Origin of the sequence: Pseudomonas sp. MWU16-30317, from assembly GCF_020515695.1 — a bacterium.
Taxonomy (GTDB): domain Bacteria; phylum Pseudomonadota; class Gammaproteobacteria; order Pseudomonadales; family Pseudomonadaceae; genus Aquipseudomonas.
Window position 1 is genome coordinate 101131 of sequence record NZ_JAIWJA010000013.1, and the last position, 11960, is coordinate 113090.

The following is an 11960-nucleotide window of genomic DNA, read 5'->3' on the forward strand; positions in this document are numbered from 1 at the left end:
TACTATCCCGCCAGGAACGACTGTTACCCGGTTACGCTGTCATGGGCGACGCCGAGCAAGGTCAGCTCGGCACTCCCCTCCCCGGCGAATACGAAACTCGATGGCTTGATCGCTGCCGCGAGATCCCCGGCCAGGCCGATCTCGAACCGGTGGCCGCTGGCGTTGACGTCGAGATCTTTGACATAGGTACGCCCAGTGTCCGCGCTGTAGTCCACCAAAAGGGTGCCATCGTGGCCATTGCCCAACCCCGTGTAGCCGAGCGCGGCCACGTCGATCTGGTCCTTGAGCGGATTGAAATCGGTAATCAGATCATTGGCGCCATGGTAGCTGTCCTCGGACTGGGTGTAGCGAAAGGTATCCGAGCCGCTGCCGCCGGTCAGTACATCGCGGCCCAGGCCACCGATGAACACCGTGTCGCCGACACCGGCGGTGAGGGTGTCATCGCCGCCGTGGCCGTCGACCGTGGCGCCACCCCCGACCGTCAAGATGTCCTTGCCTTCGGTGGTCGTCCAATAGGGCAGATAGTACTTCGAGGCCTCAATGCTCGGCGCGAAGATGAACGCCTTGGCCGCATCGCTGGTCGCCAGCCCGAGGCTGTTGGCGAGGGTAAAGCTCAACGAAAAGCGATTGCCGTCGGCATCGGCGTCCAGTGATTGCACGCGCCAGACGTGGTCGGTGAGATCCAGCGCCAGCGTGCCGTTATGGCCATCGCCCAGGCCAGTGAACCCGAGGTCGGAGACGTCGATGGCGTCACCGAGGTCGAGGCTGTAGTCGGTGATCAGGTCGGTGGACGTCACGCCGGTGCGGTCGTTGACGAAGCTGTCGCTGATCTGGTGGTAGCTGAACACATCGGCGCCACCGCCGCCGGTGAGGATATCGGCGCCCGCGCCGCCGTCCAGATGCCCATCGCCATGACCGCCCTTGAGCACGTCGTTGCCGGCGCCACCGTAGATGGCGCTGGCATCCGGGGTGCCGAGCCACGACAGCGTGTCGTCACCGGCGGTGCCTTGGTGCAGCACGGTAAACTGGCTGTCGGTGAGCCGTGTGCGGTAGTCGCCGTCCAGGGCCAGGCGGAAGTCTTCGCGGCCGTTGTCGGCCAGATGCGTGAGGTAGCTGCGATGCTCGGCGGCGACATAGGTGAGCGCGACGGTGTCGTTGTAGCCGTTGCCCAGGCGGTCGATGCCCAGCGCGGTGAGGTCGAGCTTGTCCCGCGTCTGCGAGAAATCGGTAATCACGTCGAGGTGGAGGCGCGTGCTGTCAGCCAAATGGCTGTACACGAAGGTGTCGTTGCCACCGCCGCCGGTGAGAGTGTCAGCGCTCAGGCCACCTTCGAGCCGGTCGTTGCGGGTGCCGCCGATCAGTACATCGTCGCCACCGCCGCCGTACAGATCGCTGCTGGCCGCGCTGCCGATCAGAGTGTCGGGGCCTGCGGTGCCGTATAAACGGTTGGGCGCCAGCTGCGCAGCGTTCAGGTTGCCGGCCACGTCGATACCATCGGGCAGGCCCTGCACGATGTTGCCGAGAATGTGATGGTACTGCGGGGTGCTGGTGTCGGTGTCGAGCACGGCGGTGGTGCTGTGGTTGCCTTCGCCGCTTACGCTCAGGGTGTTGTAGCTGATCGTCAGGCTGTTATCTGCCGGCACCACCTGGCCGTCGGCGAGGGTGTTGCCGGTGGCGACGATCTGCGCGTCGCCGTTGGCGCGGCCATTGTTATAGATGGAAGAGACGGTAACCACGGCGTGATCGGTACCTTCAAGGCGTACGCCCGCCTCGTTGTTGTCATAAACGCTCACCCCGTCGACGCGCCCTGTGAAGCCACGTATGACGAGGCCCGCACCGGCGTTTTCGTAAACGGCGCCGCCGGAGATCCAGCCGCCGAGGGAGGCTGAGCCTTGGCTGCTGGGCACTTCCTCAAGGACGATGCCATCGCCGGTGCTGCCGTTGGCGACGTTGTTGTAGAGGAGCGTTTTGCCGCCCCAATAGTGCAGATCGAAACCATCACCGCCGCTGGCAGAGGCGGTGTTGTCGTAAAACTTGGCAGTGCTCTGGTCGTCGAAGCGGGTGACGAAACCACTGCCCTGATTGTTCAGGGCCAGGCTGTCGCTGACGACCAGATCGGTGACGTGTGCATTGGCCTGCAGGGCGTTACCGGTGAAGCCGGTCAAGGTCACCTGGCTGACGGTGATGTTGCTGGCATGGGCGCTCGAGCCCGCCGCGGCGCCGGTCACAAAGCCGTTCACCGTACCGCTGGTGTAGGCCGATGTGCCCAGCAGCGTTAGGTCCTTGATGCCGGCATCATGGGTGTTGCTGGTGCTGGAGGTGCGTACCAGTCCATCGATGTCGTAACTTGTGCCACGCGCCAGCTGCAGGGTGGTGATGTCCTGGCCGGCGCCTGTCAGGGTGACGTTGGATTTGAGCGTCAGGCTGCCGCCGTCGGCGTTGGTACCACTGACGATGAAAGTGCCTGGCGGCACGTACACCTCCCCGCCTCCCGCCTTGAACGCCGCGTTGATGGCCAGCTGAATGGCGTGGGTGTCATCGGTGACACCGTCGCCTTTGGCGCCGAAATCCAGAACGTTATATCGAGTGGTCATGAGCGGGTCCGTGCTAGCGGGAAAGGGGCTGAATCCCGGTTGAGGCAAGGATCGAGGCAGTTGGTTCCGAGATATCGCCCTTGATTCAGACGGAGGGCACTGAAACTTTCATCTAACAGCTTGTGACAAATTTGTGAAAAGCCTGTCAAATAATAGTGCAAGCCGCTAACACCTCCGCCCTCCATTCCCCGCGCCCCGGAGCCCGCCCGTTTTGAAATCCGATCTGCAAACCCTTCGCCACGCCACCTTGGGCGTGTGTCTCAAAATCGCCATGAGCCTGTTCGGCCTTGGCATGATCTGGCTCGATGTCGCCGTCTTCAACACGCAAATACTGGAAACCTCATTCACCGAAGTCACTCAGGAAATCATGCTGTTCATCTGCGCCCTTTTGTTTTGGCGCAATGCTCGCTTGCCCCATCAAAAAGGCTTCAGCGTGCTGGCAGGGGGCTTTTTTGCTTGTCTGTTGATGCGCGAACTCGATGGGCTGTTCGACCCCATCAGTCACAGCGCCTGGTGCTGGCCTTTCTGTGCGATCGCGGCGGTGTGCCTGGCCATCGGCTGGAGCAAGGAAAACCGTGCGGACACCGTGCAGGCACTGGCCGCCTTCACTCGCACCCCCGCCTTCGGCTCGATTGCCACGGGCCTGGGCATCCTGGTGTTTTCCCGAGTGTTCGGCATGGGCGATCTTTGGCACCTGATCCTCAAGGATGGCTATGCGCGCCTGGCCAAGACCATGGCCGAAGAGGGCATCGAGTTGCTGACCTATTCGATGTGGCTGGCCGCGACCCTGGACCATGTCTGGGCCATGAAGCGCTTGCATGGCAAGGCGTCGGCACCCGCCATGGCCACAGAGAGCATGGCGCGTAACGATGCGCGCTCAGGGCCGCAACAACGCCCCTCACGCTGATCCGCACTCGCTGCACTGCGCCAGGGTATTGGCGTAGTGCGGTTGTTTCCCGCCGAACGCGCCACCTTGCCCCCAGTGCCAGACGATCCCAGCCGATGCGTAAATTACTGCGGCAGGCCGTCGATGTGGCCGAGGATTCGCAGATAAAGCTTCACGTGGGTGCCTGCGCCTGGGGCGGTTTCAAGCCGCACACAGCCGCCGGCGCTCTGGGCGAACTCGCGCACTTGCGCCAGCCCCAGGCCGGTGCCCTGGCCTGATTGCTTGGTGGTGAAGAAGGGTTCGAACACCTGAGCCGCCAGCGCCTTGGTCATCCCCGGGCCGTTGTCGCTGACGCTGAGCACCAGGTAGTCTCCTTGCGCCAGTTGCAGGTCGTCTTCCACCGCTTGCAAGCGGGTGGCCACGGTGACCCGCCCTGGCCCCGCCAAGGCATCTCGAGCATTGGCCAGCAGGTTCATCACCACGGCATGCAGTTGCACCTCGACACACATCACGCCCCAGCCGTGAGCGGCGAGGTCGAACGTCAGCTCGATATCGCGGCTCAGCGAGCGCTGCATCAGTTCCTGCGCCGCGGCGATGCGCTCGCTGACATCGATACAGATCAGCTCCGGGCCATCACGGCGCACACTGCTGAGCAGATGATTGACCAGTTGCCGACCCTGCTCCACCGCTTGCAGCCCGGTGTCGCTGAAGCGCTCGACGTCGAGCGGCCGCCGCGCGCGCAGGCGGATCATCTGCAGACTGGCGCTGAACGACTGCAGCAGATTGTTGAAGTCGTGGGCGATGCTGGCGGTGAGCATGCCCAGCGACGACACCCGGCGCGAATGATTCAGGGATTGCTCGGCGGCCAGGCTGTGCGCCTGCGCTGCCTCCAGTTGCAGCGTCAGCTCGGCCTCGTGCTGCTCGCGCTGCCGATCGAGCAGACGCAGCTGCAACAACGCCCCTGTTTGCCTGGCCAAGGCCTGCAAGGCGAGCGACTGAGCGGCGCTGAGGGTGCGCGGCCGGGTGTCGATCACGCACACGGTGCCCAGGGCGTGGCCGGCGTGGGTGCGGATCGGCGCTCCGGCGTAGAAGCGAATATAGGGCGGCCCCAGCACCAGCGGGCTTTCTTCGAAACGCGGGTCGAGGGTGGCATCTTCGACGATCAGCACCTCGCAGGGATCCAGGATCGCATGGGCGCAGAAGGCCAGGTCACGGTGGGTTTCCTGCACATCCAGGCCGATGCAGGCCTTGAACCACTGGCGCTCGCGGTCCACCAGCGACACCAGCGCGATGGGTACATTGCACAGGGTGGTCGCCAACAGCACCACGTCGTCGAAACCCTGCTCGGCGGCACTGTCCAGCACGCGCAGGTGTTCGAGCGACAGAGCGCGCTCTTCCTCGTTGGCAGGAAATGGGGCTGGACGGTGGGTCATGGACGCAGTGCCATAGGGAAGTCGCGTGAAGGAAAATTCTGGCGGCTATCATGCCCTCCGGCGAGGGTGGCGGGCAAGCCTGCATGAGGCGTGACGGGCCTGCCTCATCTCAGGCCATACCACCTCGAAGCACGGCGTCGACGCGGGTCAGCCTGTGTACGTGACTAGCTGCGTTAGCATTAGCACCAACGGAATAGTGACGGCGGCAAATAATGTCTGGACGGTGATAATGCCCGCGGCCAATTGGTGGTCCCCACCCAGCAGCTTGGCCATGATGTAAGCGGACGGTGTGCAAGGCAATGCATTAAACAGCACTACCGTCGCCAGCACTGCACCAGAAATACCGAGCGATGTGCCGATCAACAAAGTGGCCAACGGCACCAGCAGCAACTTCACGAAAGAGGACTGCATCACCGGCCCGTGCCCCGCCCTCGCCGCCCGGATATTCAGACCCGCGCCGACGGCAAGCAGGCCCAAAGGCAAGGAGGCCCCGCCCAAAATCTTCAAGATAATGTCAATGGCGGCGGGCAAGGTGAGTCCGCTGCCGTTGAATAACAACCCAGTCACCACCGATAAAATGACCGGGTTTTTGACCAGCGTTTTGATAATGTGCGACCAACCAGGTTTGCTGCCCTCCCCATAGTGCATCAGCACTACGATCGAGGCCACGTTAAGCAAGGGAATGGCCACGGCAATACTGATAGAAGTCACCGACAGCCCGGTATGCCCATAAGTGGCAGCCGCAGCCGCCACCCCGATATAGGTATTAGGGCGCAACGCGCCCTGCATGACGGAAGAGAAAATCGGCCCGGACTGCTTTAGCCATATCCGCCAAAGCCACAAAGCGACGCCACCAATAAGGACCGCGCCGAGAATCGAAAACGCGATAGGCCTGATCGGAAACTCACTCAAGTCTGCCTTGCCGACCAATGAAAACATCAAGGCCGGAAAGAGGTAGTAGTAATTAAGCTTTTCACAAGGGAGCCAGAAACTGGCATCGATGAGGTTTCTGACTCGAAGCACAACCCCCATTGCAATCAGGAACATGATAGGTAGCAGGGACAACAAGGTGATTGCCATCATCGCGTTACAAGTATCCTTTGGTCAACACAATCACTCCATACGCAGCGATGAAGAAGGTAACCAGCCTTTCATAAGCAAAAGAACTGGTTTTTTTGAATATCAAGTTACCCACGACGAGATAGACGAACAGCGCCAATGGCGCCGCCAGGAAGCCATACAGGCTTAACGCATCGAACTTCAGTACCGCGAGCACCGACAACTGTATCAAACCGAATGCCAGGTAGTAACGGGATATCGCCGTACGAATTTCCAGCTTGCCCTCTTGAGTGGAAGACGCATACAGGGCAAGCAGCGCCCCGCCCATATTGGTAAGTCCATGTACGGTGCCCATGAACGAAACAAATAGCCGTTCATTCTTGCTCAGCAGTGTTTTCACCCTGGCCCTGAACGAAGGACTAAGACGGACCAGCGCGGAAAACAGCAAAACCAGGCCAACCAAAATATCAATATTTATCTTCAAGTGAAACGTCAGTATCAACGCCAAAAAGCCAAGTACAAAAAGGGTGCAGATGACGATATTCTGTTTTTCCCGCCTTTGGAATGCAATTGAGCCTGAACTGGCGACTTGCGTCAAGGAAATCAATACCGACGAGGGCAGCAACAAAGCCAACACCGTCGAAAATTCAAACCCGAGCAACAGCAATGTAGGGGTTCCGAAAACCAGGATCCCCATGCCGAATATAGACTGAACGATTGCAAAAATAGCGACTATACAGAAATAGAGGTATTGATCTTCCATTAGGCAACCTCGATAGCCGCCGAATGTTTGCGCTCACCTACATTCCCAAGCCACGACCGTATGTTCAGCGTTCGCAGCAAGTTACCACTCAGATGAGTGTAATCCGATTGTGTACTGACAATAAGCGTGTAGTCATCTTCACGTACCAGGTTACGTTCGAGCAGGGTCTGTATCAATTTGGCGTCCTGGGTGCTGCTGGACAGGCCAGCAAGGTCAAGCGCAACTCCCGTGACACCGGGAAACAGATTCCAGCTGCGCGTCACCGCAGGATCTTGCCCTACCGCAATAACCGGTATACCGCTGCCTGACATGGATGCGATTCTGACGCCATACCCTGAACATGACAGCACGATGATTTTTGTCACCGGCAGCGCTTGGGTAAGCGCCTGTATCGCACTGCGAATGTCATTGTTCCTGTCGGAAAAAGCAGTTTCCCGATGATGGGAAATGTACCCTTCCGCCAGTTGCGATATACCGGATATCCTAGTAACGGCCTCGACGGGATAACGGCCTACGGCCGTTTCACCAGACAGCATCACTGCAGCAGCCCCATCGAATACAGCATTGGTAATATCACTTACTTCCGCTTTGGTCGGCAGCGGGCTTTCGATCATGCTGTGTAACATCTCAGTTGCGACTATCGTGGGTTTACCCGCGAGCGTGGCCGACTTGAGTATTTGCTTTTGATAGATAGCCACCCGGTCAATAGACGTTTCAACGGCCAAATCGCCGCGATCAATCATGATGACATCGGCGGCAGACACCACCTCTTCCAAATGCTCGATACCGCCGGCATTTTCGACCTTGGCGACTATCTTGGGAGTTGGCCCATCAATAAGGGAGCGTATGGCCTCGATATGCGCTTTGCTTTCGACAAAACTGATACCTATGTAATCGACACCCTGTCGTTTAGCAAAGGCTATCATGTCCCTGTCTTTCGTTGTCACCAGAGATTGGCCGAGATCGATGCCCGGCACATTTATACCTTTACGACTTTTCAGCTGACCGTCCATATCTGCACGCACTGATATGTCGCGCCCAGTGACGCTAATGACTTCAAAAGAAAGCGTGCCATCGTCGGCAAACAACTTATCTCCCGCCTTTAATCGCTCATGTAGCTTATCGTAACCCACCGGCACCTTTTCTTTCCCGGTGTGGGTGATATCGGTCGTCAGAACAATCTTCTGCCCGGCCAAGAACACTGGTTCGTGCTCCAGCTGCAAGGTTCTTATTTTACGCCCCGGTATATCGAGCAAGATCGGTGTATCTGGTAGAGTGTTACGGATCAATGCGATGGTTTCTTCGTGCCAGGCGAGATTGCCGTGCGAGCCATTCAGCCTCGCCACCGACATCCCTGCTTGGCTTAACGCGCGTAAAACGTCAGGACTACGAGACGCCGGCCCTATTGTCGCTATCACTCGTGTTCTTTTCATTTACATAACCCTGTCCCTGTTGGCTTCGACGCTTTATGTCATTTTTATGACAGGAACGGAAATAGTATAAAATGCACTCGTTGGATCGAAACGAAATAAGAGATGACCACGTAAAATTGAGGCCCGTAGCCGTTACTCTTGCTCTTCGCAAACCGTATACGGCTATGGCGCCATTAGCTCGAACATGCGGATCAGGGAGCCAGAGTCTGCAGCATGTGCTGCCGAACCAGAGCGCGAAACCCGTCCATATCGAAACTGGGATCGATCTTGCGCCCCGCCGGCAAGGCGAATTCCTTATGCCCGACGCAGTAGTGCGTGTCCGCTTCGAGATGATTGAGGATCGCCGCGACGCCCGCGACATAAGCGTCGTACTGCGCTTGCGGCCAAGGGTCTTCGGCTTCCCCCGAGTGCTCGGCTTCGATGCCGATAAAGCGGCTGTTGCCCGCTGAGCTGCCACGGAACGCCCCGACCCCGGCGTGGTTGCAACGCCCGGCAGCCACCACGTAATAGGTGCCATCGCGGCCCAGCCCCAACTGTGACAGAGGGCCCGGCAGGTCCTTGTGCCCGAGGACCAAGGTGTCCAGTGTCGGCATATTGCCGGATCGGCGGTTAGCGGTGTGATGGCACATAACCCCTTCGACCGTGCCCATTTCAGCGCGCCCACGGGTGGCCCAGCCATCGACGAGCACCACCTTGAGCCCAGCGGCCCGCAGTACGTCCGGCAACCATACGAGTGAGTAAGTCATGATGTGTTCCCTCTGCTGTTCGACCTCCCCGAGGCCGGTATGCAAAGGGTGACCGCTGCCAGACAGGCAGCGGCCTTGTATATCTACCACCTGCCCTCACCCCGCACCTTGCGCGCGGGGTGAGCCGGTTGTTACACCAGGTTGGCGATCACTACATGCGGCTCGACATCAGCGTCGTAGTCCACGCCTTCGACTTCAAAGCCGAACAGGCGCAGGAACTCGGTCTTGTAACCGGCGAAGTCCGTCAGCGCGTCGATGTTGTCGTTGTCGACCTTTTCCCACAGTGCAGAAACTTCGGCCTGAACGTCGGCTTCCAGCTCTTTGTAGTCGGCGCGCAGGCGGCCTTCTTCGTCGAGGATCGGCTTGGGGTTGTACAGGCTGTCCTTGTACAGGCCATAGACCTGCTCGATGCAGCCTTCGTGGGTGCCCTTTTCCTTCATCACCTTGAACAGCAACGACAGGTACAGCGGCATCACCGGGATGGCCGAGCTAGCCTGGGTGACCACGGCCTTGAGCACCGACACGCGGGCATCGCCACCGTGGGCCGCGAGTTTTTCACGGATGCTGATGACCTTGCTGTCGAGGTCCTTCTTGGCGGCACCGATGGAACCGTTCCAATAGATGTCGTGGGTGATCTTCTCGCCCAGGTAGGTGAAGGCGGTGGTCTTGGCGCCGTCGGCCAGTACACCGGCTTCGTCCAGGGCGTCGATCCACATTTGCCAGTCTTCACCGCCCATCACGGCCACTGTACCGGCGATTTCTTCTTCGCTGGCGGCTTCGAGGGTGAAGTCCTTGACGACCACTTTGTCGGTGTCCAGGCCGCGCTGGGTGAAGGCCTTGCCGATCGGTTTCAGGGTGGAGCTGAACACTTCACCGGTCTTGGGGTGCGTGCGGCGCGGCGCGGCCAGGCTGTAGACCACCAGGTCGATCTTGCCCAGGTCCTGCTTGATCACGTCGATGGTCTTGCGCTTGATCTCGTCCGAGAAGGCGTCGCCGTTGATGCTCTTGGCGTACAGGCCTTCGGCCTCGGCGAACTTGTGGAACGCAGCGCTGTTATGGAAGCCCGCAGTACCGGTCTTGCCCTCGGCGCTTTCACGCTCGAAGAACACGCCCAAGGTGCTCGCACCGCAGCCGAAGGCCGCAGTGATGCGCGCTGCAAGGCCGTAGCCGGTGGAGGCACCGATCACCAGAACGTTCTTCGGGCCATCGGCGATGGCGCCTTCGCGCTTGACGTAGTCGATCTGGTGTTTGACGTTGACTTCACAGCCGACGGGGTGTGTCGTCACGCAGACGAAGCCGCGAACGCGCGGTTTGATGATCATGGGAGCCCTTCCTCTTTACAGTATGCCGAGAGCCACAGGTGGCTTGAACATTACAATTTGAACACGGGTATAGACGCTTGGGAAACCGGCGGGTCACGGCGGCGCTTGCAGATACGCAGGGAAACGCTTTACCACGGGGATCTCGAAGGCTATCTGAATACCCTGTAGCCAGGGGGCTTGCCTGCGATTGCCGCGCCCGATACAGCCGACAGACTACAAACGGCGCTGAGCAGATTCGCCGCTCGCCGCCGTTTGACTCAACAGTAAGTTACGGTTTGTGTAACTTTCTGTTGAGTCATTTCAAAACGGGAGGCGGCAAACACCTCAATCCTCGGCAAACCGCCGCAGCCCCTCGCCTTCCATCCGATAGCGCACCCACTCGTCCTGCGCCACGGCGCCGATGGATTTGTAGAACTGGATGGCCGGTTCGTTCCAGTCAAGCACGCTCCACTCCAGGCGACCGCAGTCCTTGGCCACGGCTTCGCGGGCGAGCTGTTTGAGCAATGCCTTGCCAGCGCCGCTGCCACGGGATTCGGGGCTTACGTAGAGGTCTTCCAGATAGAGGCCGTTGCGGCCGAGCCAGGTGGAATAGCTAAAAAAGTACACGGCGAAACCGATGGGCTGATCGTCCTGCAGGCAGATCAGACCATGGGTGGTTGCGCCTTCGCCGAACAGCGAGCGTTCAATGTCTGCGACGCTGGCAACGACTTCATGGCGGGCGCGCTCGTAGTCGGCCAGTTCGGTGATGAAGGCGAGAATCTGCGGCGCGTCACTGAGTTGCGCCGGGCGGATGTGAAGGGTCAAGGGGCAGTCATCCGGTGGGGAATAGGGGGTCAATGCTAGCGGGCGCCGGGAGATCCTGCACGTTGTGTTGCCAAAGAGCGAAGGGCACGCATCCGTACACCTGTGGGAGATTCTATGGTTCTAGGCAAGTAGTGCCGGCCTCTTCGCGGGCAAGCCTTGCATTCACAGGTGCTCGACTCTGGAACTGCTGGCATTGTGGGAGCAAGGCTTGCCCGCGAAAGGGCCGGCAGATTCATACACCCATCAGGATGCTCCAGCACGGTGTAACGGCTGATGCGATGCTCCTTGGCAGGCAAGTCATTGGCCAGCCCCGTAGGGTGCTCAAACGAGATCTACCGCAGCAGTACCACGCGCGCCCTTAAACATTTTGAAGCACCCCACCCCCTTGAAAGTGCCCCAACGAAAACCCATCCACCGCCGCCACTTTGCCGCGCCACAACATCCCGTCCGGCGACACCGGCCCTTGATGCCCGCTATACACCCGTGCATCGCGCACATGGATGTACTGCGCGGCCGGGTCTTCCTCTTTACCCGTCGATTCATCAAACCCACGTACCAGCGCGCGGATGCTCTCGGCATCGCTGCTGCCGGCATCGGCGAAGGGTTTGGCGAACTGTTCGGCCAGCAGATGGAAATAGGCCTGGGGCGATATCAACAAACCCGATACCAGATGCCCGCGCACCGACAAGGTGATGCCCACTTCCAGATTGGCCTGGCTGGCCACGCGCACGAACCATTGCAGCAACCAGTCGACCTGGCGGCCTTCCCATTCCATCTTGCTGAACGCGGGGTCGGCGAGGGGCTCGGCAGCTGGCTGCGCAGTGGCGAGCTTGGCGTTGATCTTGGACATGATGGAGCTCCGTTCCATAGATTGACTTCCCTTCTATAGAACACCCGAGGGCAGAGGGCAATGCATCAAT

At 59.6% G+C, this 11960-nt stretch carries 10 protein-coding genes; 1 reads left to right on the forward strand and 9 read right to left on the reverse strand.

The window, feature by feature from the left end:
- Window positions 1–23 precede the first annotated feature (23 nt).
- Window positions 24–2594, reverse strand: a complete 2571-nt coding sequence (locus LIX93_RS27105; RefSeq protein WP_275948760.1) for a glycosyl hydrolase family 28-related protein — start codon at window positions 2592–2594, stop codon at window positions 24–26.
- Window positions 2595–2805: 211 nt separating this feature from the next.
- Here LIX93_RS27105 and LIX93_RS27110 point away from each other — a divergent pair, with 211 nt between their 5' ends.
- Entirely contained in the window at window positions 2806–3501 is a 696-nt protein-coding gene (locus LIX93_RS27110; protein WP_226507127.1) for a hypothetical protein, read from the forward strand.
- A gap of 104 nt (window positions 3502–3605) precedes the next feature.
- On the opposite strand, the gene LIX93_RS27115 is transcribed toward LIX93_RS27110, so the two are convergent.
- The 8 genes from LIX93_RS27115 to gvpU all read right to left on the reverse strand — a co-directional run bounded on the left by LIX93_RS27115 (window position 3606) and on the right by gvpU (window position 11890).
- Window positions 3606–4913 carry an ATP-binding protein gene (locus tag LIX93_RS27115; RefSeq protein WP_226507128.1) on the reverse strand — a complete coding sequence of 436 codons (1308 nt, stop codon included), beginning with the start codon at window positions 4911–4913 and terminating at the stop codon, window positions 3606–3608.
- 147 nt (window positions 4914–5060) lie between these two features.
- On the reverse strand, window positions 5061–5996 hold the full coding sequence (locus LIX93_RS27120; protein WP_226507129.1) for an AEC family transporter: 936 nt from the start codon (window positions 5994–5996) through the stop codon (window positions 5061–5063).
- 4 nt (window positions 5997–6000) lie between these two features.
- On the reverse strand, window positions 6001–6735 hold the full coding sequence (locus tag LIX93_RS27125) for a hypothetical protein (RefSeq protein WP_226507130.1): 735 nt from the start codon (window positions 6733–6735) through the stop codon (window positions 6001–6003).
- Complete coding sequence (pyk, locus tag LIX93_RS27130) at window positions 6735–8168, reverse strand: pyruvate kinase (protein WP_226507131.1); 1434 nt, start codon at window positions 8166–8168, stop codon at window positions 6735–6737. The genes LIX93_RS27125 and pyk overlap by 1 nt, the downstream gene beginning before the upstream one ends.
- Window positions 8169–8359: 191 nt before the next feature.
- Entirely contained in the window at window positions 8360–8914 is a 555-nt protein-coding gene (locus LIX93_RS27135) for an N-acetylmuramoyl-L-alanine amidase (RefSeq protein ID WP_226507132.1), read from the reverse strand.
- Window positions 8915–9045: 131 nt separating this feature from the next.
- The gene (gene fabV / locus LIX93_RS27140) at window positions 9046–10236 is read right to left on the reverse strand and encodes an enoyl-ACP reductase FabV (RefSeq protein ID WP_226507133.1); all 1191 of its coding nucleotides are present in this window, start codon (window positions 10234–10236) and stop codon (window positions 9046–9048) included.
- 324 nt (window positions 10237–10560) lie between these two features.
- Window positions 10561–11040 carry a GNAT family N-acetyltransferase gene (locus tag LIX93_RS27145; protein WP_226507134.1) on the reverse strand — a complete coding sequence of 160 codons (480 nt, stop codon included), beginning with the start codon at window positions 11038–11040 and terminating at the stop codon, window positions 10561–10563.
- A gap of 358 nt (window positions 11041–11398) precedes the next feature.
- Complete coding sequence (gene gvpU / locus LIX93_RS27150) at window positions 11399–11890, reverse strand: gas vesicle accessory protein GvpU (RefSeq protein WP_226507135.1); 492 nt, start codon at window positions 11888–11890, stop codon at window positions 11399–11401.
- Window positions 11891–11960 lie beyond the last annotated feature (70 nt).

Excerpts from the sequence above, each read along its gene's own strand:
- LIX93_RS27105 (WP_275948760.1), bottom strand. The coding sequence starts at position 2,594 with ATGACCACTCGATATAACGTTCTGGATTTCGGCGCCAAAGGCGACGGT.
- pyk (WP_226507131.1), bottom strand. The coding sequence starts at position 8,168 with ATGAAAAGAACACGAGTGATAGCGACAATAGGGCCGGCGTCTCGTAGT.
- LIX93_RS27115 (WP_226507128.1), bottom strand. The coding sequence starts at position 4,913 with ATGACCCACCGTCCAGCCCCATTTCCTGCCAACGAGGAAGAGCGCGCT.
- gvpU (WP_226507135.1), bottom strand. The coding sequence starts at position 11,890 with ATGTCCAAGATCAACGCCAAGCTCGCCACTGCGCAGCCAGCTGCCGAG.
- LIX93_RS27135 (WP_226507132.1), bottom strand. The coding sequence starts at position 8,914 with ATGACTTACTCACTCGTATGGTTGCCGGACGTACTGCGGGCCGCTGGG.
- LIX93_RS27125 (WP_226507130.1), bottom strand. The coding sequence starts at position 6,735 with ATGGAAGATCAATACCTCTATTTCTGTATAGTCGCTATTTTTGCAATC.
- fabV (WP_226507133.1), bottom strand. The coding sequence starts at position 10,236 with ATGATCATCAAACCGCGCGTTCGCGGCTTCGTCTGCGTGACGACACAC.
- LIX93_RS27120 (WP_226507129.1), bottom strand. The coding sequence starts at position 5,996 with ATGATGGCAATCACCTTGTTGTCCCTGCTACCTATCATGTTCCTGATT.